Below are 23,712 nucleotides of genomic sequence, written 5' to 3' on the forward strand. Positions count from 1 at the left end.
CACCCCACAAGACACTTCCAACAAGAAAATTCACTCTTTGTGGAACAGGCATCTTGCCTGTTCCCAGAAGCCCACAACAAACTTCCCACCAGAAAATTCACTCTTTGTGGAACAGGCCCAAAAGCCTGTCCCAAAATGAAACTTATATTTCATTTTACAGGGGTACATTTACCTAGCTGACTTTTTTTCCAAACGCAAGATATTTCCCCTAGCATTAGTACGGTAAACCCAAGTTTGCCTACCATCAGAAACCACAACCCGCCAACCTTCGACAATCATTTGACCGCACATTTCATCTGCTTTCGAGAGTCCTAAACAAGTATTCGGCCAACTTTGTCCGCTCGATTCAGTTACTTTCAACTTGTCAGCAGCAATGCCAGTGGAGTCCGACAACTCTCGGCGAACTGCTGCTGCTACGGTTGCGGGCAATTTGTTCGGGGGATTTTGGCGTGTAGCCTCGGCCAAATTGCCCGGTTCGGAAATTAGAGTATTAAGTGCCAATACCGAATAGCTGATTTTTGGGGGCAGCGCTGCTGAGGAAAATTGCTGCGCGGTTTGTTGCTGTTGCTTTTCCAACTGGGCAAGGGAATCTTTAAGAGCGCCCGCGTTCGCCGCAGCGGTGTGTCTTAGCGCCGGATACATTTCCCATACCAGAATTCCTGTCAGCACCAAAGCCAAGATTACAGGATTGGGCTGCTTTTGGTCTCGGTTTTTATTCTGGGGAAATTTATTGGTGGAGATTCTTTTCATCATACGCCCTCTGCCTCACTTTACACAATGCGCGATCGCTCCTGAACACTCAACTGCAGATACTTATTTAGGCACTTTTGCTGATGCTGCTAGTTCCTTTGTGGAGAACTAACTTGACTGCTGGTGCGGCCCAAGTATTTCCTACTCGCGGCCGGCAGTTGTGTTTCAGGAAACTTGCACTACCCAGTTATCACTTAATTTTTACTTTTTGTCTCGGGGTATTAAGAAAAATTTATGCTTAAGTAAATATTCTTAAAATCCTCTAATTGTGTCCCACAATCTCAGTACGAATGACTTTTCATCGTTCCAAAACTGCTAAAGGTGTTTGAGACTGCGGTAGGCGAGCTGAGCCGCCGAGATGAAAGGGATGCCACAAAACTTGTTGCAACAGGACGGAAACGCATTATAAACTAAGCTAGCTATCGCTGATTAATTGTATTAGCATTATTGTTTTTTAGAGCGATAGTCCCGGGAAATACTTTAGTAGCAAACGCTAGTTTTTTAGTTCAATTTTTTTGAAACCTATCGATTATGAGTAGAAAATCCCTGGGAATCCATTTAATGAATCGGTTGAGCTATCCTCAAAAATTTACCCTAATCGGTTTTCTATTTGCAATACCGTTAACCTTAGTCATGTACCTGCTGATTTCCGAAATTAATAGCAGGGTTGATTTTGCCCAAAAAGAAATCTACGGTAATGAATACCTGCGCCCGCTTCGCCATTTGAGGCAATACATACCTAAACTTCAACTGTTAAATTATCAGCCTTTAAATACAAATTTAAGCGCGCAAGAAGATACGATAGCAGATTTAGAAGCCAAGATTGACGCGAACTTTCAATCCCTGCTATATACAGACCGTCAGTTAGGAAAAGAATTAGTTTCTAGCGAGTATTTTAATAAAATCTATCACAATTGGCAAAAATTTAAACTTCGTCGCAGCCAGTGGAGTAGAGAAACTTACGATTTTGTATGTCAAGGTTTAACAGAAGATATTAATAGATTGAGCGCTCACGTCGGCGATATCTCCAATCTCATATTAGACCCTGATTTAGATACCTATTATTTGATGGATGCTACTTTGCTGAAGATTCCAGAAATGCAAAAAATTTTATCAGAAATTAGACTAATTTCTCAAAAAAATAGTTTGGTTTCCTATGTCAAACCTGAAAAAAGAGCAAAGCTGATTACTTTGGCTGGCAAATTGAAAGAACTTAATCAGGATTTAGCAATCAATATGGAGGTAGGATTTAGCAATAATCGTCACGGGAATCTGCGATCGAAATTAAGCGATAAATTGACAAAATTTAACTCGGTAGTAGATCTCCTAACGGCGCAACTAGATAAACTGATTAATCCCACAGCCGTAGTGGAATATTATGCCTATCTTGATGGAAGCGATAGAGTTCTGGATTCGAGTTTTGAACTATGGGACGAAACTTCTAATGAATTAGACTTCTTACTGCACAAACGTATTGAGAGTTTTATTACAAAAAAAATTCTTATTTCGGTTTTGGTGTTAATAACCTTACTAATAGTTATTTATTTATTTGTAGCTTTTTACAGAAGCGTTATGCAAACTGTATTTGTCCTAGACGAAGCCTCAAAAAAGATGGCAAGCGGCAATGTCGATCACAAAATTATTTTGGATAACAGAGATGAACTGGGGCAAGTTGTGGCTGCGTTTAACAAAATTGCCGATGCCTTAGTTGCTGCTAATCAAGAAATTACTGTTCTCAACGATCGCTTAAAAGCTGACAATCTCCGAATGAGCGCAGAACTAGACGTTACTCGCAAGATTCAGCAGATGCTGCTGCCGAAAGACCGAGAACTCAAGGAAGTTACGGGCTTAGATATTGCGGGATTTATGGAAGCTGCCGATGAAGTAGGCGGCGACTATTACGACGTACTCCAGCACAAAGGTAGAGTGAAAATTGGCATTGGCGACGTGACGGGACATGGATTGGAGAGCGGCGTTGTAATGATTATGGTTCAAACGGCAGTCCGAACTTTGCTCGCTTACAATGAATCAGACCCGGTTAAATTTTTAAGCGCTATTAACAGTGTAATTTACGATAACATCCAGCGGATGAAATGCGACAGAAACGCTACCCTTGCCTTGCTCGACTATCAGCAGGGAATGCTGAAGTTGAGCGGCCAGCACGAAGAAATGATTGTAGTGCGGTCGAACGGTTGTGTAGAGCGGTTTGATACGATCGATTTGGGTTTCCCGATCGGACTGGATGCAGATATTGCTGAATTTGTTGCTGAAACAATTGTGCAGTTGTATTCAGGAGATGTGGTAGTGCTGTACACTGACGGGATTACGGAAGCTAAAAATATGGATAAACTGCTTTATGGTTTAGAGCGGTTAATTAAGGTAATAGAGATTAATTCGCAGCGTTCGGCTGCCGAAATCAGGCAGGCTGTAATTAACGACGTGCGATCGCACATCGGCGAACAAAAAGTTTTTGATGACATCACATTGCTGGTACTCAAACAAAAATAACTACTTGGATATCTCTTATAAAGTTTAAAATATATTCAGTGATCCCACTGATCTCAAACTTTAGCTCTCACATCGATATGACCCAGATTTTCGGCAATTTCATCGAGCAGCCCGCTAGTCAAGAATACTTAATAATTGGATTTTCTCCGAGTTCGGTTCCTCTCAAGCAGCGGTGGCGGAACAACGGTTTGTCGGCGGATTTTCTGGCTGACTACCTGACGACTTTTTTTCCGCGCAACGAAGACGAGCCCTCGACAATTGAAAGACAAGCTGAAATAAAAAGCGCTGTTAGCTACATTGCTAACGAGTTATTGGAAAATGCCATGAAGTTTAATGATGAAACCTCGGAGTACCCGATCGATATTAAACTGCAATTAGAGAGCGACGGTGTGATTTTCTCAGTTGCTAACAGCATCTCTCCGCAAGCTGTGGACAAGTTTCAGGCTTATATTCAGCAGTTGCTGTCTTCGGAGCCAAGCGAACTTTACCTTCAGCGGCTGGAAAAAAATGCTGCTGACGAAAGCTGTACCAATTCTGGATTGGGTTTGTTGACCATGCTCACCGATTATACCGCCAAACTTGGCTGGAAATTCCAGACCGTGCACCAAGATCCGGAAGTAATTGCGGTGACAACTATGGTGCAATTAACAGTATAAGCAACGCTGGCGATCGATAATATCTAAGGGACTTTTTTTTGTGGCTATGGAAATTAATACACGAGATTACCAAATCTGTTACGATCCAGCAACGGCAACCGTGAGTTTTCTTGGATCTCTAAGGCTGAGCGGGCCTGCAGAGTACACGCCGATAGCGGAGTTGCTGGCGAAGGTTGCCGACGTGGAACCGATGAAAATTACCCTAAATTTGCAGCAGTTAGAATTTTTGAACAGTTCTGGCATCAATATGCTATCGAAGTTTATTATCGAGGTTCGGAAAACAGCCAGGGTGCAAATGGCGGTACAAGGTTCTCAAAGCATAGCTTGGCACGGTAAATCTTTGAAGAATTTCCAGCGCCTAATGCCTGGTTTGGAGTTGGATTTTTTCTAGAAACACGATTACTTTTAGGGTGCGAGCTGTTGAGCAATTTTTTGTTAGTCGAGGCGCCAATTCTCGAGTTATGCTGGAAGAACAACCATCTAGAGAACAGCTACTTTTAGAGATTGAAAGATTGCGCCAGCAAGTGGAAGACTTGAAGGAGGAAAAAGCGGATCTGGAAATCTTGCTGGAAACTACTGCTGAACATTCCGATACGGTTGAAACTGAGTTGCGATCTCGTGCATTCGAGGCGGTGCGCGAAGGCGAAGTCAAGCTGGCTCAATTTCTCGAAGCGATTCCCATAGGTGTGCTCGTGCTGGATTCTCAAGGCAGACCTTACTACGTAAATCAGGCCGGACAGCAGTTACTCGGTCAAGGAGTTTTGCCATTAAATGCAGTTGAGGATTTGTCAGAAAGTTATCAAATTTATATGGCGGGAACTGACACTATTTACCCTTTCGAGAAGTTGCCGATCGTCCGAGCTTTGAGGGGCGAAAACGCGACGGCTGAGGATCTGGAAATTCATCAACCCCACAAGAAAGTTCCCCTTGAGATTTGGGGAACGCCAATTTTTGACGAGGGTGGCAAAGTTGCTTTTGCGATCGCAGTTTTTCAAGATGTTACGGAACGCAAAGAAGCTGAAGCCGATCGCCATTTATTTATTAAGAAACTATTTGACCTTAATCAAAATTTAGAAAAATCCCTGGATGCCGAATCAGAGTTAACGGATGCCTACGGTAGATTTGTGCCTCACCAATTTTTAAATTTGTTGGGATATGAAAGTATTATAGATGTCAATTTAGGCGACCAAGTGCAGCAGGAAATGTCGGTGCTATTTTCGGATATTCGCGATTTCACGACGCTTTCAGAAACTATGACTCCCCAACAAAATTTTAAATTTATCAATGCTTATCTTTCGCGGATGGAGCCTGCCATTACTAGCAATAACGGGTTTATTGACAAATACATCGGCGATGCAATTATGGCTTTGTTTAGTGACTTTGCAGATGATGCAGTGAAAGCGGGTATTGCAATGCTAACTCTCCTAAAAAATTACAACGAATACCGTCAAGGCGTCGGCTACATCCCAATTCAAATTGGAATTGGCATCAATTCGGGTTCTTTGATGCTGGGGACAGTCGGGGGTAAAAGCCGAATGGACAGCACTGTGATTAGCGATGCTGTTAATCTAGCATCTCGCATTGAAGGATTGACCAAAGATTACGGCGTACCTCTGTTAATTTCTCAGCAGACTTTGGAACGGTTGCGAAATCCGAACGATTATGCTATTAGGATTGTGGATAAAGTACAGGTAAAAGGAAAATCTCAATATGTCGTAGTCTATGAGGTATTTGATGCAGATCCGCCGGAAATTCTGTCGGCCAAGCTAGCAAATTTGCCTGTATATAATGAAGCTATGTTACTGTGCGATCGCAAGGATTTCCGAGAAGCGGGGAAATTGTTTGAAGAATGTTTGCGGACAAATCCGAGCGATCGGGTAGCTCGCATTTACCTGAAACGCTGTCGGGATTGGCGATCGCTCCTCAAAGGAATTTAAAGCAAGTTACTCGATTTTAGATTTTTAATTTTAGATTTTAGATTTACTCCACAGATGAATCTGGGAGATAGAAGTTTGATCTAAAATTTTGAGCTGCTTACCGCACAATAATTCAGGATTCACGAGCCAGAATCCAGAAGAGATTCTGTGCGACAGGTAAGTCACAAAGTCATCCAAGCCCGGAGAGCTTTCTGGGATGAAGAAAACAGAAGCCTGTCCCGTGTTTAAAATCAGCCACAACAGCATTAACAATCGAGCTTTTAGGCACAACCCAGAGACTTTCAAGAAAATCCGGATCGTCCCCGATACCACACTGGTTTTTAGGGAGTATCTCACTTTTGCAGCCAAGCTAGAAATTGGAGTTTTGAGGCAGGAGGCAGAAGAAGTGTTTTTAGAAAAATTAAGATACTCCGGGTTTTTAAGGTGAAGCGTTTATATTTTCAAGCCACTACAACTAAAATATATCGGGAGAGTGATGACTGAGCTCCGGAATCTGTCAAAGGTGTAAAATATAAAAAGCTTTATACCTGTTAATTCTGAGGCCTCTCAAAAAAATAGAACGGCTGAGGGCGGAACGACCAGCGATCGATAATTGGGGGCGAGAACTGGGGCAAGCGCTGAAGCTGTCTCAGAAAAAGTTGGCGGATGAATGAGGGATGACCATTCCCACGATTAATTGTTGGGAAAACGGACACGCTACCCCTTCTCGCTGGGCACTCAAGCAACTTTACATCTTGCTGGATGAGTTAGGTAATTCGCCTTACTGCATTCGCGAAGCGTTGCAGTAAGGCGCAGCGAGGAAGATATTTTTCGGATAAGGAGTACAAAGGGTGAGTTTAGAGGGAATCAACAGCATTTTCAGAGTTCGACTATTTCCCTATGGGGTGGCGACCTTCTCTGTGGCTCTGGCACTGGGGCTAACGCGATCGCTTTTACCGTGGATCTACCCAACCACGACGCCCCTGTTTTTCATCGCGGTGATAGTGAGTACCTGGTATGGCAGTTTCGGGGCCGGGTTGCTGGCAACAATTTTATCCACGCTGGCAATCAACTATTTTTTTATTGAGCCGTTCTATTCGTTACAGAGCGCTAATCTACAGACAATAGTTCGGTTGGGTATGTTTTCGATCGCGGCAGGATTGATCGCTTCACTCAATCTATCGTGGCGCACTGCTATAAAAAACGCGAAAGCAGCCTTGCAAAATTTACAGCAGGCAATGGAACTAGAACAACGGGTGCAGGGCGAAGCAGCACAAGCTGCGGTGACTGAGGCAAAAGAACAGCTAGAAACGGTACTTTCTAGCATCAACGATGGGTTTTACATCCTCGATCGCGATTGGCGCTACACCTATGCCAACGATCGCTACTGTGAAATGGTTGGAATGCCGCGGTCAGCGATTCTGGGTCAGAACGTTTGGGAGCTATTTCCCGCTGCCGTTGACACCGATGCTTATGTGCAGTTTCATCGGGCAATGCGCGAACAAAAGCCGCTCCAGTTTGATTATCTCTACTCTCCTTGGAATGGTTGGCACGACCATCGAATTTACCCTTCGCCCAGTGGACTGACCGTTTTGCTTGCTGACATCACCGATCGCAAACAGGCGGAACTCATCCTAATCGAGCAGAAACGACTGCTGGAGTCGATCGCATTCGGACAGCCACTAGACGACTGTCTGGCAGCCGTGTGTGGCTCAGTATCCAGGCTAAATCCGGGTACCCGCGCCTGCTTCCTGCTAGCCGACGCTCGGCGACTGACGTTTAACGCTTCCATTAGTCCAGACTTTCCACCGTCTTTTGGTGAAGGACTCAAGGATGCTCCGATTAACGATTTGTGCATTGGAACCTGCGGCGAAGCAGTGTATTGCGGTCAGCCCGTGACCTGCGCCGACATTGCCAACGACGATCGCTGGTCGCAAGCATGGCGAAATTTATGCGTGGCTCATGGCATTCTAGGGTGTCATTCTCAGCCCGTGATCGGGCAGGACAATGTAGCTATGGGGTCGCTGATGCTTTGCTTTAGCGAGACGCGGAGGCCGACGGATTGGGAATATAAACTCGCCGAGTTCGGCACGCAAGTTGCCAGCATCGCCTTCGAGCGCGATCGATCGTTCCAGGCGTTGCGTGAGAGCGAAGAACAGCTCCGACTGGCTTCCGAAGGCGGAAATTTGGGTTTGTGGTATTGGGATATAGAAACAGACACGCTGAGTTGTACGGATAGAGCCAAAGCGATGTTTGGTTTACCCGTGGATAAGGCAATGTCGGTGCAGGTGTTTTTAGAAGCCGTGCATCACGACGATCGCCCATTCGTTCACACCGTACTCACTGAGCTAAAAGCGAATCAAGCGCATACTGAAATAGAATATCGGACGCTGTGGGCAGATGGCACCGTTCGTTGGATTTTGGCAAAGGGCGATTGCGCCTACAACGCTGAGGGAATCATAATTTCGACGCGGGGCGTATTGCTCGACATCAGCGATCGCAAACAAGCCGAAGAAGCGTTGCGTCAAAGCGAAGAGCAGAGTCGGAACATTCTGGAAAGCATTGATGATGGGTTCTTTTCCCTGGATGAGAATTGGCGTTTCACTTACCTGAATCGGTCAGCGGAACTTCTGCTAGACCGCACTTCGGGCGATCTGATTGGGAAGAATTTGTGGGAAGAATTCCCAGGACTCGGTGGCAGCGAGTTTGAGCGGGTTTATCGGCGCGTGGCCAACGAGCGCGTGGCTTTATCAGTCACGGCGTTTTATCCCGACCACGATCGGTGGTATGACGCTCGCACCTACCCTGCAGCGAACGGGATTACCATTTATTGCCGAAATGTTACCGATCGAAAACTTGCCGAGGAGGTATTGCAACAACGAGAAGCAGAACTTCGTTTAGTTACCAATGCCGTGCCTGCCTTGATCACCTTTGTAGACTCAGACCAATGCTACCGCTTCAACAATCGAGCATATGAAGAATGGTTTGGACATCCGGCCGCGGAAATCTATGGCAAGCACCTCCGAGAGGTTTTAGGCGAAACTGCCTATGAAGGGATTCGTCCTTATGTTGAGCAAGTCTTGGCAGGAGAGGAAGTGACCTTTGAAACCCAAATTCCCTACAAAGATGGTGTAACCCGTTATGTCAATGCAACCTATGTTCCCCGCTTCAATAGCCAGGGAAAAGTTGAAGGGTTTGCAGCACTGGTCAACGATATCACCGCTCGCAAACAAGCCGAAGCCACACTACGGGAGAGTGAGGAAAGGTTCCGGCTGATGGCAGATGCTGCCCCTGTGATGATTTGGATGGCTGGCACCGATAAACTCTGTAATTACTTCAACCTCCCGTGGCTAAACTTTACGGGACGGACGATCGAGCAAGAAAAGGACAATGGTTGGGCACAAGGAGTCCACCCCGACGACCTCGATCGATGTTTAGGCACTTATGTGACTGCCTTTGATGCCCGTCAACCGTTCAAGATGGAATATCGCTTGAAACGCTTTGATGGCATATACCGTTGGGTTATGGATGAAGCTGTTCCTCGCTACGGATTGGAAGGTGAGTTCTTAGGGTACATAGGCTCTTGTGTTGATATTGAAGACCACAAGCAAGCTGAGGAAGCCCTGCGCCAGAGTGAATCCCGCCTCCGTCTGATCTTTGAAAGCGCCAAAGATTATGCCATCTTCACCCTCGACCTTAACGGCATTATTGCCAGTTGGAACTCAGGGGCAGAAAGGTTGTTGGGCTATACCGAGACAGAAGCACTTGGTTGCTCGATTCGGATGATCTTCACGCCCGAAGATAACGAACAAGGACAAGCCGAGTGCGAGAGGCAAACGGCTCTACTGCAAGGACGGGCCGAAGACGAACGCTGGCACGTCCGCAAAGATGGGAATCGCTTTTGGGCCAGTGGATTGATGATGCCCCTGCTTAATGAAGCCGATTGTCCGCAGGGATTTGTCAAAATCATGCAGGACAAGACCGCACAACGGCAAGCAAGTGAGCGACTGCAATTGCTTTATGAAACTACCCGCGATCTGTTGAAGACACAACAGCCTCTGGCTTTGATGGACACGCTATTCCGCAAACTTTCAGTGCAACTCGATCTGCACTGTTACTACAACTTCATGGTGGAAGAAAAAGACAACCGCCTGATGCTGCATTTGAGAAACTACGACGGCCTCTCTGAAGAAAGGGTGCAGGCGATCGCATGGATCGAATTAGGTGAATATCTCTGTGGAGTCGTTGCCCAAACGCAGCAGCAACTAATCTTGAATCAAGCCCAAATTTCCACTCATCCAAATGCTAAAGCCCTCTTTGAAATGGGCATCACGGCTTACGCGGGTCAACCGTTAATCGCTCAAGGGCGGTTATTAGGAACGCTCTCATTTGCCAGTCGGACTCGGACGCACTTCACGCCTGCAGAAATCGAGCTGCTGCGCTCGACCTGTGACCAAATTGCGATCGCTCTGGAACGGGCAAGCCTGAACGATTCACTCCAGCAGCAAGCGGAACAGCTAAAACAGGCAAATCGGATCAAGGATGAGTTTTTAGCGGTACTATCCCATGAATTGCGATCGCCCCTCAATCCCATCCTGGGCTGGTCAAAGCTGCTGCAAACTGGCAAGCTGGATGCGGCGAAAACGGCACAGGCGTTAGCGACGATCGAACGCAACGCCAGGCTGCAAAGTGAACTGATTGAAGATTTGCTCGATGTCTCGAAAATTCTTCAAGGCAAGCTCAGTCTTAATATGCGTCCAGTCGATTTAGCTTTAACGGTGGAATCGGCGATCGAAACCGTCAATTTGGCTTCAGTTGCCAAATCCATTGATATTCGGACTGTGTTAGATCCTCAGGTGGGACAGATTTTGGGGGATTCGGGCCGTTTGCAGCAGATTGTTTGGAATCTTGTTTCTAATGCGGTCAAATTCACCTCAGCCGGAGGGCGCGTTGAGGTGAATTTGACTCGTGTTGGCAATCACGCTCAAATTACGGTGGCGGATACAGGGATTGGCATCGCGCGGGAGTTTTTACCCTACGTGTTTGACTACTTCCGGCAAAAAGATGGCGCCACAACCCGCAATTTTGGTGGCTTGGGATTGGGGCTGGCGATCGTGCGCCATCTAGTCGAACTGCACGGCGGCACCGTTGTCGCAGATAGCCCGGGTGAAGGGCTAGGAGCTACCTTTACCGTAAGACTGCCCCTATCAGGGAAGGTAAAGGGACAAGAAAACTCTCTTGCAGGACTTTCGGAACGATCGACTGCAGATGAACCGTTATCCGGGATGCGGATACTGGTTGTAGATGATGAGCCGGATATGCGAGACTTGATTTCCTTTTTGCTAGAAGATGCAGGTGCAGAGGTACTGACTGTTGCTGTCCCTCAAGAAGCCGTCACAGCGTTGACTAATTTCCAGCCAGATGTCCTGTTGAGCGACATTGGAATGCCGGGGATGGATGGCTATATGCTGTTGCGGCAAGTGCGAGCCTTACCGCCAGAACGGGGTGGGCTGATTCCCGCGATCGCCCTGACTGCCTATGCGGGCGAGTTTAATAAACAGCAAGCTTTGCAAGCTGGATTTCACCGACATCTGGCAAAGCCGATCGCACCGGATGAATTAATTAAGACGATCGCCGCACTTCTTAGCAAGAATACTCATGAGCCAGCCAGCTATAAAAATTGATCTGAAGGATCTCAAACCGATCGAACATCACCAAGCTTTTAAGTTGCTGTGGTTAGGCAGCGATATTTGTATTGCAGGAGAATCTACAAATAAATCCGGTTTCTAGTCTAACAGTGCGTAAGTCCTGATAATATAATCAATAATTTGGAGTGTCAAAAAAAGACGATGGGAATTAACAAGCAGCAGCCTAGAATACGTATAAAACCTTCAGTGATTAAAGCAATAGCTCTGTTCTTTCTGTGCTGCTTTTTAACTGCAAGTTGCGGACAGGGACCACGTAGATCGGTGACTGCGAGCGGCGAAAATGCTAATAACCGCGTTACTATTGGCACAACCTTGAAATTGCGGACGATCGACCCTGCAGACGGTTACGAAACCTTATCAGGACAATTGCTGCGAAATTTGGGCGACACTCTCTACACCTACGAGTCGGGAACTACAAAGTTAATCCCCCACTTAGCGACAGCAATGCCAAAAGTTAGCCAAGACGGATTGACATATACAATCCCCTTGCGTCAAGGAGTTATTTTTCACGACGACACACCGTTTAACGCCGCAGCAATGGAATTTTCCTTGCAGCGGTTTATCCAAAATGGCGGCAGTCCGGCTTTGTTGTTGAGCGATGCAGTGGAATCGGTGAAAGCGACGGGCGAATACGAATTAACTTTTCAACTCAAAAAGCCTTTTGCTGCTTTTCCTTCCCTGTTGACATTTTCCGGTATGTGTGCCGTTTCTCCAAAAGCTTACGAGATTGGGCAGGGTAAATTTAAACCCGATACCTTTGTGGGAACTGGACGTTACAAGCTGGCGAAGTACGGCAGCGATTCTCTCAAGTTTGACGTGTTTGACAAGTATTGGGGGGAAAAGCCGGTTAATCAAGGAATTGACATTTTGCTGCTTTCTAGTTCGTCAAATTTGTTCAATACTTTTCAGACTGGTGCAGTCGATGTGGCTTATTTGTCTCTGGATGCAGACCAAGTTCGCAGCTTGGACGAGGGAGCAAAAAAAGGTAAATGGCAGGAAATCGCGGGGGAAAGCAGTACGGTTAATTACATGACGCTGAATATGCAGTCTAAACCGCTGGATAAGTTAGAAGTGAGACAAGCGATCGCATCAGTGATGGATCGCCCCCTGATTAACGAGCGCGTACTGCAGGGACAAGCACAACCGCTTTACAGTCTGATTCCCACAACCTTGGACGTTCAAAAACCAGTTTTCAAAGAACTGTACGGCGACGCCAACACCGCAAAAGCTAAGGAACTTTTAACGAAAGCGGGATACTCGGCTACAAATCCTTTTGTTCTGCCAATTTGGTATGCTTCGGCTTCCAGAAAAAGAGCTTTAGTCGCCAGTACGATCGAGGCGCAAACTAAACTCAAAATGGACGGGATAATGCAGGTAGAAATTAACAGCGTTGAATCTCCGACTTTGTTTCAAAACATAGAGAAGGGAATTTATCCTGCGGTTTTAGTGGATTGGTCCGCCGACTTTTTTGACGCTGACAATTACATTCAGCCGTTTTTAGATTGTGCCACAGGTTCGGAGGCTGGGGGCTGTTCCAAGGGTGCCAGTCAAAGTCAGGGTTCGTTTTATTATAGCGATCGGGTAAATCAACTGATCGACCAGCAGCGCAAAGAAACAAACCCTGAAACCCGCAAAGGCATATTTGCCGAAATTCAAGACATACTGGGTAAAGATGTACCTTTCATCCCTCTTTGGCAGGATAAGGACTATACATTTGCTCAGAACAGCATCGCTGGGGTTCGTCTCGAACCGACGCAATCTTTTCCTTTTTGGTTCCTGAAGAAGCAATAATTCGTTACAATAATTTGGGGGAGTTGAAACGTCAATAATTATTGCATAATTTGTGCACAACAGGGTGATGATTGTCACAGTTTCTCAAAGAGACTGATCACCCTAACCTCTTTAATAATGTGGGATATTATTAAAAGAGAGATTTTGCTGAGGGTGGGTATATGAAACTTGGAATTTTAACAACAACAGGGCTGCTGATTGCGATGGGCTGGACCTCGGGAGTAAAGGCAGAAAACGTATCCCACGTCAAGCAACTATTAGAAACTAAAAAATGTAGCCAATGTGACTTGACGGGAGCGCAACTTGCTGGTATGAATCTGAGCGGGGCAGATTTGAGCGGTGCGAATCTCAGAGGTGCAAATTTGAACGGTGCAAATTTGGACGAAGCCAAACTGAACGAAGCCAATCTGAAACAAGCTAAATTGCAAGGTGCGAGTTTAATTGCGGCTAAAATGCACGGGGCTAATTTGGAGGGTGCGGATTTGAGCCGTGCTAATCTAAGTATGGCGGGTTTAGTGATTGCGAGTTTGAAAAATACCAACCTCACCAGCGCTAATTTAATCGGCGCTAATTTAGAAAGCGCCAATTTGGCGGGTGCAAACCTGAGAAATGCTCGCCAGTCTGTAGCGAATTTAGCGAATGTCAGCCTCAGAGGTGGTAGTTTGTCGGGAATGGACGTACAGGGAGTCAACTTGCGGGATGCAAATTTGACCAATGCAAATTTGAACGGTGCAAATTTGAACGGTTCGGACTTGACAGGTGCTAATTTAAAGAATGCCAATATGGCAAATGTAGATTTGAAAAACGCTTCTTTGCCGTAGGACGATCGCCAATTGCTATATCAAATTCTAGTCCTTAAGAAACTTAATATAACAACGTAGGGGCAATTCTGAAATTGCCCCTACAGTTTTAATTGTAGGATTTATCTTGTTTCCGATCGCTGGGTAGGTCAATCGATTTTAGATTTTAGATTTTAGATTGAAGCATTGACCCCACGTATTAATCCGGGGGCTTGTATCCTGGATGCTTTCGATCATTGTTCGGTGTGCGAAGCTTTTCCCTAGCGTCTGGGATTGCTTCATATTTGGATCTAGGATCAATCTTCCTCGTGACTATCTTGGGCGAAGCGGATAATGTCATCATCGCCGAGGTATTCACCATTTTGGATTTCAATCATCACCAGGGGTATAACGCCTGGATTTTCTACGCGGTGAGCAGTATTCATGGGAACATAGGTTGACTGTTTCTGCATGAGAATCGTCTCTTTGTCGTCGCAGATAACTTTAGCGGTACCGGAGACGACAACCCAGTGTTCGCTGCGGTGATAGTGCATTTGGGTGCTGATGTGATGCCCCGGCTTGACTTCAATGCGATTGATCTTATAACGATCGCCCGCGTCTATAACTGTAACTTGACCCCAGTAGCGGGTTTGTGTGCGATCGTCAATTTTTTCGATTGTGTCCACTGTTTCCACCATGCTGTTTATCTCGCTAACGGTGTCTGCAAAAATATCTGTAGTTGAAAGTATAGCAGGGATTAGGTAAGTGCGATCGATTTAAAGATTACTGAATTAGTCGCCACTCGCGAGCATCAACAAATTGTGACAAATGCCCCACATTTGTTGTCGCAATTAACACCTCATTGCCTTCACTGGCCTCCAATATTGCTTGAGCCGCCAAAATCACATCTCCGTCAAGTGCATTAGGTTCGGCTGTTGGTCTTCCTCTCCTTCTCGAATCAGCCCACAACTGAGCGGCTAAAAGCATTACCTCTGTAGTCAAAGGACGGTAGGGAAGTTGCGATTTAAGTTCATCAAGTCGTCTAATGCCTGCCGCCTTACCTGCACGAATTAATTCGCGCCTCACCTCATAGTCAGCAATTTCAGGGATCATTACAATGTAACCTTTCATGGGCAAAGATTGCAGCCAAAGTTTGCCCTCTTGATATAAAGGAGAGGTGGCTTTGGGATTGGTAACAATTCCTAACGGCCCAGAATCTAAGAACACTATTCTGCTCATGGAATGCTCTTATATATGCACGGGATTTTCTTCTAGTGCCTTGCGGAGAACTTCAGCGGTTTCTGTTTGCTCCTGTTCATCTCCATCGTCAACCCAAGACTGTAGCAATTTGCTCAGAGCTTCGTGCTGCTGTAGGGGATCGATGGTCTTAATTTCGTCTGTAGCTTTTATCGAAGTATCGGGGGTTCCTGGCTTCATTTCTACTGTTTCGCGAAATAGCCGAATCATCTGAAGTAAGTTTGGCCAATATTCTCTCGGAGTTTGCTGAATCTCCCGCAAAAAATCTACAATTTCTTCGCCTATGCGAGTTTCTGACGCTGAAGTTGCTGTCGCTTGGCTTTCGCTGATTAAAGCTTGCTCAGGCATAATCACTTTTCTCCTTTCTCAGATTTATATGAAGTTCAATTGATTTACTAAAAGGGGAGGGGGGCGGGTCGATCAATATCGTGGACGTGAATTAGAGATGCAGGCGTGAACCCTTACTCCTATTATAAACAAAGGGCGGGCTAGGGCCCGCCACACTTTTTACTTGCTCAACACACCATCGGGAATCCCCAAAATATCCTCAATGCGAGGCATATCTTCCAAAGCAATCACTCGCCCTTCATCCTCAAAACCAGCAATTTGATCGAAATTCAAATACCGATACAAATCGCCAGCAAAAGGATCGATTCTCTTCGACACAATGTCATTGTATTCTTCGACTGTAGGAATGCGACCTAACAGCGAACAAACGGCCGCCAATTCCGCTGAACCGAGATAAACTTGTGCATCTTTGCCCATGCGGTTGTTAAAGTTGCGAGTAGAAGTGGAAAAAACCGTTGTCGCATCTTTAACCCGGGCTTGATTGCCCATACAAAGACTGCAACCGGGCATTTCTGTGCGAGCTCCAGCGGCTCCAAAAATGCTGTAGAAACCTTCTTCTTTGAGTTGCTGTTCGTCCATGCGAGTGGGCGGACAAATCCACAGGCGAGTTTTCACTTCCCCTGCACCTTCCAACACCTTCGCAGTGGCGCGGTAGTGACCGATATTTGTCATGCAAGAACCGACAAATACTTCGTCAACGCGATCGCCCGCAACCTCACTCAACAACTTAACATTATCCGGGTCATTGGGGGCAGCCACAATTGGCTCTTTAATCTCGTTCAAATCGATTTCGATGATTTCAACGTATTCCGCATCAGCATCAGCCTCCAGCAGTACCGGATTTGCCAGCCATTCCTCCATCTTCGCTACCCGGCGCATCATCGTCCGCGCATCTTGATAGCCCCGCGCCACCATGTTTTTGAGCAGCGCGACATTGGAACGAATGTACTCGGAAACAGTCTCCACGCTCAGTTTAATCGTGCATCCAGCGCAAGAACGCTCGGCCGTCGCATCGGTCAATTCAAAAGCCTGCTCCACCTTCAAATTCGGCAAACCTTCAATCTCCATAATCCGCCCAGAAAAGATGTTTTTCTTATTCTGTTTCTCGACGGTTAGCAAACCTTTTTGAATTGCTACATAGGGAATAGCATTCACAACATCCCTGAGCGTTACTCCCGGCTGCAATTCACCTTTAAACCGCACTAAAACCGATTCCGGCATATCCAAAGGCATAACGCCCAAGGCGGCAGCAAAGGCCACCAATCCCGAGCCCGCAGGAAAGGAAATTCCCAAAGGAAAACGAGTGTGAGAATCGCCGCCGGTTCCCACTGTATCCGGCAATAACATTCGATTCAGCCAGGAGTGAATAATGCCGTCTCCGGGGCGCAAAGCTATGCCGCCACGCTGTGAAATGAAATCGGGTAATTCATGGTGAGTTTTGACATCAACTGGTTTCGGATAAGCGGCGGTGTGGCAGAAACTTTGAATTACCAAATCGGCGCTAAATCCCAAACAAGCAAGTTCTTTCAATTCGTCCCGAGTCATCGGCCCGGTGGTATCTTGCGAGCCGACTGTTGTCATGGCTGGTTCGCAAGATGTACCGGGACGAACGCCGGACAAACCGCAAGCTTTGCCTACCATTTTTTGTGCTAAAGTGAAGCCTTTGCCCGTATCTACTGGGATTGTAGGGCGGGTAAAAATAGTGCTGGGTTCTAGTCCTAAAGCTGCGCGGGTTTTGTCGGTTAAAGTGCGTCCAATTAATAGCGGAATTCGACCGCCGGCGCGAACTTCGTCTAGAATTGTGTCGGGTTTGAGAGTGAAGGTGGAGATAATTTCTCCGGCTTCGTTAGTGATTTCGCCTTTGTAGGGATGGATGGTAATTACCATTCCTGTTTCCATTTGGGAGACATCACATTCGATCGGCAATGCACCGGAATCTTCAGCGGTATTGAAGAAAATCGGGGCGATCGCACTTCCCAGAATATAACCGCCACTGCGCTTGTTGGGCACAAACGGAATATCATTGCCAATGTGCCACAGCACGGAATTAATCGCTGATTTCCGCGACGAACCGGTACCGACAACATCACCAACATAGGCTACCGGATGGCCTTTTTGCTTCAATTCTGCAATGGTTTGCAAACCCCCAGGCATCTTACTTTCCAGCATCGCCAAAGCGTGCAGGGGAATATCGGGCCGCGTGGTAGCATGAGGTGCTGGCGACAAGTCGTCAGTATTCGTTTCTCCAGGAACTTTGAAGACTGTAACGGTAATCGCTTCTGGCAACACAGGACGACCCGTAAACCACTCGGCATCCGCCCAAGAATCGACTACCTGCTTGGCGTAGGGATTTGTATCCGACAAAGCTATAACGTCGTGGAAAGCGTCGAATACTAACAAGGTTTTGCTCAGTGCCCGGGCTGCGGTGGCGGGAATGGCGACCTCGGCAGTGGGGTTGAGCAAATCGATTAAAGATTGGACGTTGTAACCGCCCATCATTGTCCCCAGCAGGTAAACTGCCCATTTGGGAGCAATTAGGGGGCTGTGGATTTCACCTTTAGCAATGCCAGTTAGAAAACCAGCTTTGACGTAGGCGGCGCTGTCTACTCCGGGCGGGACGCGATCGCGCAATAATTCTATTAAGGTTTCTTCTTCTCCAGCCGGCGGATTTTTCAGCAGTTCACACAGTTCCGACGTTTGCTGGGCGTCCAGCGGCAGCGGTGGAATTCCCAAAGCGGCCCGTTCGGCAGCGGTACGGCGGTAAGATTCAAGCATTTCTCCTCTCTCCTCGGATAGTATTCGGTGGTTGGCAAGCAGGTGACTTTACTTTTTAGATTAGGAGCTTCCGCTGCACATTGAGTAAAGTACCTCGCTCTTATAAAAACTTAACGCAACTTTAAAAACTGTAGATTGTCATACCAAAGATAGATGTGTTCTCCATTCGGAGTGTACGAGATCGCACTCCAGGCGAGCAGTGTAGAGGCCGTCTGTTGCATTGTTGTGGTTAAGATTAATGTGTTGTGGGCTACGATCGATCGTCCTCTGCATCCATCCCTAACAGCTAAAGCTAGGGAAGCATTTGTCAGTGAGCAATTATGCTCAGAATTTACTCGGATTGTGGGTACAAAACTCAGATTGGCGCGATCGAGGAATCATGCCGAGTGCCATATTTAGGCTCACCCACTCCCAAATCGCGAATTTTCTACTCCTAGAAAAGCAGTTTTTTTGAGTAATCTTACTGATTGACAAATGAAATTAAGTCCTTCAGTTGTTACCAATGCTCTGCATCGGAAATCGTCATTTACCACAAGTTTAAAAAAGTTGTCCTGCTAATGGATCGATTAAACAATGGAAAGTTTTATCCCTGAAAAGTCTGAAAACTGTCACGGCTGGGCCTCTAAGCCAGACTTGTACCAAGAGCTGCAAGGAACCAAAGAATTACTGCTGACGATCGCTCACTCGATGCCAATGCCACTGATCGTCAGCAGTCTGGCGGACAGCACAATTCTTTATAGTAACGATTTATGCCGTCAGGCTTTCGGGTTCACAGCCTTCAAGTCGATCGACGGCCAAAAAGCCGAAATACTCTACCACAAACCTGCAGATCGCCAGGAATTGCTGTTGCGGCTCGCCCGCAACGAACACGTCTGCGAGACAGAAGTCCGGCTTAAAAAAGCTGACGGCACGCTGTTTTGGGCAAGTGTATCGATGCGGTATCTGACATTGGTGTCGGGGAAAGCTGTTCTGTCGGTGTTCAGCGACATTACCGCTCGGAAACGAGCGGCCGCGAAAGAGCAGGAATTGCTCACGTCAATCCACTCGCGGGCCCGCCAGCAAGCGGCCGTCGCTTACTTGGGGCAGCAGGCCCTGGCCGAAACAGATTTGTCTGCACTGATGGACAAAGCTGCGGTTTTAATTGCTCAAACCCTCGACGTTGATTATTGCCAGTTGTTAGAACTGTTGCCCTCTGGTCATGCTTTTCTGCTGCGAGCGGGGGTTGGCTGGCAGCAGGGCCTCGTCGGCAGCGCTACTGTTGCCGCTTCTGCCCGATCGCAAGCAGGTTACACATTGCTAGCGGGCGAACCGACAATCGTCGAAGACTTGCGGGTGGAAACGCGCTTTAGCGAGTTGCCGCTACTGCACAACCACCGGGCTGTCAGCGGCGTTACTGTAATTATTCCCGGCAATCGAAAACTGGGAAGCAACTGGGGACAAGCAGAACCAACGAACAGTTCCTCCTCGCAGGCCTGGGGCATTTTGGGGGTTCATACCAGCCAAAGGCGGGTTTTCAGCCAAGATGACGTTTATTTTGTAGAAGCCATCGCCAACTTGTTAGCTGCGGCGATCGAGCGCATTGTATCGCAAGAGCGCTTACAAATGATGGAACGGGCGATCGAAAGTTGCAGCAACGGCATTGCAATCACCGACGCAACCGTTGCAGATAATCCGATTATTTATGTCAATCCCAGTTTTGAGCGGATTACTGGTTATCGCAGAGACGAGTTAATCGGCAAAAATTGCCGATTTTTGCAGGGCACAGACACTGACAGCCCCGCTGCCAAACAATTGCGAACTGCGATTGAAGAAGGCAGAGAATCTCAAGTTATATTACGCAACTTTCGGAAAGACGGCACGCCTTTTTGGCACGAACTGTCTATCGCTCCGGTTTACAACTCGCGGCGACACTTAACCCACTTTATTGGAGTACAAACAGACATTACCGACCGCCAGCGCTCGGAAGAAGAATTATTTTTAAATTCTCAAGCTTTAGCAACTTTTAGCGCTAATCTCAAACACTTGCACCGGATTACAACTTATCATTATCAAAACTTTGAAGAACTGGTTGACGATTATCTAACAGCAGGCTGTTTGATGTTTGGACTTTCTAGGGGCATCATGGCTGAAGTTGACCGCGAGACTTTTATTGTACGAGCAGCGAAAACTGATTTAGAATACTTAGTGCGAGGCTGTGAATTGAACCTCAGCGATACTTACTGCGCTGCCGTCATTCAACTTAACAAAACAGTTGCGTATTCTCATATAGGAGCAGAGCCTGAGATGCGCCAACATCCAGCTTATCAAAAATGCCCCTCGGAATCTTACATCGGGACGCCGATATTTGTTAATAACAAAACTTACGGCACTTTGAGTTTTAGCTCTAGAGAAATAAAGAAAAAAAAGTTTCAGTACGAGGAGATAGAAATTATAGAACTGATGGCTCAAAGTATTGGCAAAATTCTGGCGGTTCACCAAATGGAAGTCGAACGCCAGCAAGCTGAAAAAGAGCGATGCGAGTTGATAGTATCTCTCAAAGAAAGTGAAGAACGCTATCGCCGTTTAGTAGAACTATCTCCCGAAGCGATCGCAGTTCACAGCCAAGGGAAAATCGCCTACATCAATGCTGCCGGCGCTAAACTCCTCGGTGCGAGTTCTCCCGAGGCGCTAATCGGCTTTCCGGTATTGCATTTCGTCCATCCAAACTATGTGGAAACAGCCAGAGAGCGCATTCGGCTAGTCGAGACAGAAAATCAGCCGCTCGACCTTGCCGAACAAAAACTGATTCGGTTCGACGGACAAATAATAGACGTTGAAGTTGCCGGCATCCCCGCTACTTATCAAGGCTTGACCGCCGCCCAGATTATTATCCGAGATGTCACCGAGCGCAAGCGAGTAGAACGGGAACTGCTGCACGGCGCTTTTCACGATGCGCTGACAGGTTTGCCCAACCGCCTTTTGTTCCTAGACAGGCTAGGACAAGCCATCCGCCGATCCCATCAGTCCCCCGATTACAAATTTGGTTTACTTTTCCTAGATTTAGACCGCTTCAAAGTAGTTAATGATTCTTTAGGACACGTTTTAGGAGACAAACTGCTAATTGCCCTCGCGCAGCGACTGCAAACCTGCGTCCGGGTTTCTGATACCGTCGCCCGGCTGGGGGGAGACGAATTCACCATCCTGCTAGACCACATTCAGAGCCTCAGCGACGCCACCCTCGCAGCTAAAAAGATACAAACAGAACTGACGAAGCCGTTTCATCTTGAAGGGCACGAAGTATTTACCACGGCTAGCATTGGCATTGTTTTCAGTCGAGGCGACGCCACCGCCAGTGGCGAATCAAATTCGTACACTCACCCGGAAGAATTCCTACGCGATGCTGACATCGCTATGTACCGCGCTAAAGCTTTGGGTAAGGCCCGCCACGAAGTCTTTAATTTGGCGATGCACGACCAAACTATGTCGCTGTTGCAGTTAGAAACTGACCTGCGGTTGGCTATTTTGGGGAAGGAGGAATTAGGACAGAGCAAGGATCAATGTTCGCACTTTATTGTGCACTACCAACCGATTGTTTCGATCGCCAGCGGTGCGCTCGAAGGTTTTGAGGCCTTAGTGCGCTGGCACCACCCAGTTCGCGGTCTAGTTCCGCCGTCTACTTTTATCCCTGTAGCTGAAGAAACAGGTTTGATCGTGCCTCTGGGAGCCTGGGTGTTGCGGGAAGCTTGTCAGCAATTGCGGATTTGGCAAGAAATGTTAACGGAGCAAGAGAGAAGAAGTCCAATGGAAGTCGGAATAAGGCCCTTCGACTCCCTTTGGCTTCACTCAGGGCAAGTCGCTCAGGGTAACAAAAAGGAAGAAGGCGCTTCGACTTCGGTCAGGGTAACAACAGGGAAGATGGCAACGGGCAATGTAGGGGATTTAACTGATGTAACACATACAGGGAATGAGGAACACGGAACTTTTACTGAGGTTAGCCCCAGTATTGGTCACAGGGAAGAAAGAATCGGTAAAAAATTACCACTTCCCAGTTACCAATTCCCGATTACCGATTTCCACTCATCTATTACCAATTCCCAATTCCCAATTACCAATACTTCGGCTACGTTCAGTACAACTTCCCAGGTACCAATTCCGAATTTTAAATTACCAATTATTGCTCCTTCGCAATTAACAATGAGCGTCAATCTCTCTCCTAAACAGTTAGGTATGCCGAATTTAATCGAGGAAATCGATGAAATTTTAGCAGAAACGGGCTGCAATCCGAGCTGTTTAAAATTGGAGATTACTGAAAGCGCGATCGTGGAAAATGTGAAGAAAGCCAATATTGTGCTAGCCGAATTAAAAGCTAGAAATATTCGATTGTCGATCGACGATTTCGGTACTGGCTATTCGTCTTTGAGTTACTTGCACCGTTTTCCGCTGGATACACTGAAGATCGATCGATCTTTTGTGAGCCGCTTGGGGGCTGGCGAAAATGGTGACGACGGGGGTCAGCCTTTGCAGATTGTGCGGGCGATCGTAACTTTGGCTCACAATTTGGGATTGAATGCGATCGCCGAAGGTGTAGAGACAGGCGAACAGTTAGCGCAGCTTCGAGAACTCGACTGCGAATTAGCTCAGGGATATTGGTTTTCTAAACCTTTGGACAGTTCTGCCGTGACACAAATCCTGATAAATCTCGGTAATAGAGCAATTATGGACTGAGTGAGGTACAGATTGGTAAATAGTGCGTCACCCCGTGAAGACATTTTTGCTACAAACTCACAATCTCAAAACTGATGCACCAGAGAATAAATGGTGCATCAAAATTAGATTTTCGGTGATGATATCAAATCTGTTAGCATCGGAATTATAGCCATCCTAAATCATTTGTGAATTTCTTACTCCCTCCCCTTGATAAGGGGAGGGTTGGGGTGGGGTCAAAAATTTACGACTCCTGCAAGGATTGCTATATTCATATATCTATTCTCGGCATCTGCGTGAATCCGCGTTAATCCCTTGTCATATGCGGCCCGAGAAATTATCTTTTTCACACCGCCGATGACCGCAGATAAACACACATTAACGCAGATGAATTCTATCAATTCCGGTTGCCCCGTCCGTGATTGTTAACTATTGACTGGATTTTACGCCTGACGATGCTACCGGATTTGATCGGGTTGAAAATTACCCAACGGACGCACAGTAACGCTTTCGCAATGACCAATTGCCAATTACAACTTAC

Annotated in this window: 18 protein-coding genes; 13 read left to right on the forward strand and 5 right to left on the reverse strand. The window is 46.8% G+C overall.

Annotation, left to right across the window (positions count from 1 at the left end; translation table 11 throughout):
* Positions 1-180, forward strand: a 180-nt coding sequence (locus QUA62_RS05775; RefSeq protein WP_333402946.1) for a hypothetical protein, incomplete at its 5' end; no start/stop codon positions are given.
* On the opposite strand, the gene QUA62_RS05780 is transcribed toward QUA62_RS05775, so the two are convergent.
* A complete protein-coding gene (locus QUA62_RS05780; RefSeq protein WP_333402948.1) occupies positions 169-753 on the reverse strand; it encodes a hypothetical protein in 585 nt (194 codons plus the stop codon). The two genes, QUA62_RS05775 and QUA62_RS05780, sit on opposite strands and share 12 nt — an antisense overlap.
* A gap of 528 nt (positions 754-1,281) precedes the next feature.
* Between QUA62_RS05780 and QUA62_RS05785 the strand changes: the two genes are divergently transcribed.
* The 10 genes from QUA62_RS05785 to QUA62_RS05830 all read left to right on the forward strand — a co-directional run bounded on the left by QUA62_RS05785 (position 1,282) and on the right by QUA62_RS05830 (position 14,150).
* Positions 1,282-3,258 (forward strand): PP2C family protein-serine/threonine phosphatase, encoded by a 1,977-nt coding sequence (locus QUA62_RS05785; protein WP_333402950.1) that lies wholly within the window; start codon positions 1,282-1,284, stop codon positions 3,256-3,258.
* A gap of 77 nt (positions 3,259-3,335) precedes the next feature.
* Positions 3,336-3,914 carry a DUF6272 family protein gene (locus QUA62_RS05790; protein WP_333402951.1) on the forward strand — a complete coding sequence of 193 codons (579 nt, stop codon included), beginning with the start codon at positions 3,336-3,338 and terminating at the stop codon, positions 3,912-3,914.
* Positions 3,915-3,960: 46 nt separating this feature from the next.
* Complete coding sequence (locus QUA62_RS05795; RefSeq protein ID WP_333402953.1) at positions 3,961-4,305, forward strand: slr1659 superfamily regulator; 345 nt, start codon at positions 3,961-3,963, stop codon at positions 4,303-4,305.
* 70 nt (positions 4,306-4,375) lie between these two features.
* Positions 4,376-5,851 (forward strand): adenylate/guanylate cyclase domain-containing protein, encoded by a 1,476-nt coding sequence (locus tag QUA62_RS05800; RefSeq protein WP_333402955.1) that lies wholly within the window; start codon positions 4,376-4,378, stop codon positions 5,849-5,851.
* A gap of 196 nt (positions 5,852-6,047) precedes the next feature.
* On the forward strand, positions 6,048-6,278 hold the full coding sequence (locus QUA62_RS05805; protein WP_333402957.1) for a hypothetical protein: 231 nt from the start codon (positions 6,048-6,050) through the stop codon (positions 6,276-6,278).
* Positions 6,279-6,507: 229 nt separating this feature from the next.
* Entirely contained in the window at positions 6,508-6,639 is a 132-nt protein-coding gene (locus tag QUA62_RS05810) for a hypothetical protein (RefSeq protein ID WP_333402959.1), read from the forward strand.
* A 42-nt stretch (positions 6,640-6,681) separates the two neighbouring features.
* The gene (locus QUA62_RS05815; RefSeq protein ID WP_333402961.1) at positions 6,682-11,514 is read left to right on the forward strand and encodes a PAS domain S-box protein; all 4,833 of its coding nucleotides are present in this window, start codon (positions 6,682-6,684) and stop codon (positions 11,512-11,514) included.
* Positions 11,489-11,620: a hypothetical protein gene (locus QUA62_RS05820; protein ID WP_333402963.1), complete on the forward strand. Its 132-nt coding sequence runs from the start codon at positions 11,489-11,491 to the stop codon at positions 11,618-11,620. Before QUA62_RS05815 ends, QUA62_RS05820 begins: the two co-directional genes overlap by 26 nt.
* A gap of 59 nt (positions 11,621-11,679) precedes the next feature.
* Positions 11,680-13,329, forward strand: a complete 1,650-nt coding sequence (locus QUA62_RS05825) for an ABC transporter substrate-binding protein (RefSeq protein WP_333402965.1) — start codon at positions 11,680-11,682, stop codon at positions 13,327-13,329.
* A 161-nt stretch (positions 13,330-13,490) separates the two neighbouring features.
* The gene (locus tag QUA62_RS05830; RefSeq protein WP_190734477.1) at positions 13,491-14,150 is read left to right on the forward strand and encodes a pentapeptide repeat-containing protein; all 660 of its coding nucleotides are present in this window, start codon (positions 13,491-13,493) and stop codon (positions 14,148-14,150) included.
* A gap of 275 nt (positions 14,151-14,425) precedes the next feature.
* Here the strand turns inward: QUA62_RS05830 and QUA62_RS05835 are convergent, their stop codons facing one another.
* From QUA62_RS05835 to acnB, 4 genes are all read right to left on the reverse strand, one after another.
* Complete coding sequence (locus tag QUA62_RS05835; protein ID WP_333165736.1) at positions 14,426-14,806, reverse strand: cupin domain-containing protein; 381 nt, start codon at positions 14,804-14,806, stop codon at positions 14,426-14,428.
* Between the two features lie 85 nt (positions 14,807-14,891).
* Positions 14,892-15,347, reverse strand: a complete 456-nt coding sequence (locus tag QUA62_RS05840) for a nucleic acid-binding protein (protein ID WP_333402967.1) — start codon at positions 15,345-15,347, stop codon at positions 14,892-14,894.
* Between the two features lie 9 nt (positions 15,348-15,356).
* On the reverse strand, positions 15,357-15,713 hold the full coding sequence (locus QUA62_RS05845) for a hypothetical protein (protein WP_333402969.1): 357 nt from the start codon (positions 15,711-15,713) through the stop codon (positions 15,357-15,359).
* A 159-nt stretch (positions 15,714-15,872) separates the two neighbouring features.
* Positions 15,873-18,488, reverse strand: a complete 2,616-nt coding sequence (gene acnB, locus QUA62_RS05850; RefSeq protein WP_333214264.1) for a bifunctional aconitate hydratase 2/2-methylisocitrate dehydratase — start codon at positions 18,486-18,488, stop codon at positions 15,873-15,875.
* Positions 18,489-18,641: 153 nt separating this feature from the next.
* Here acnB and QUA62_RS05855 point away from each other — a divergent pair, with 153 nt between their 5' ends.
* Complete coding sequence (locus QUA62_RS05855; protein WP_333402971.1) at positions 18,642-18,887, forward strand: hypothetical protein; 246 nt, start codon at positions 18,642-18,644, stop codon at positions 18,885-18,887.
* 174 nt (positions 18,888-19,061) lie between these two features.
* Positions 19,062-23,192, forward strand: a complete 4,131-nt coding sequence (locus QUA62_RS05860) for an EAL domain-containing protein (RefSeq protein ID WP_333402973.1) — start codon at positions 19,062-19,064, stop codon at positions 23,190-23,192.
* The last annotated feature ends 520 nt before the right edge of the window (positions 23,193-23,712 follow it).

It is taken from the genome of Microcoleus sp. MON1_C1 (genome assembly GCF_036701945.1).
In the GTDB taxonomy this organism is placed as follows: Bacteria; Cyanobacteriota; Cyanobacteriia; order Cyanobacteriales; family Microcoleaceae; genus Microcoleus.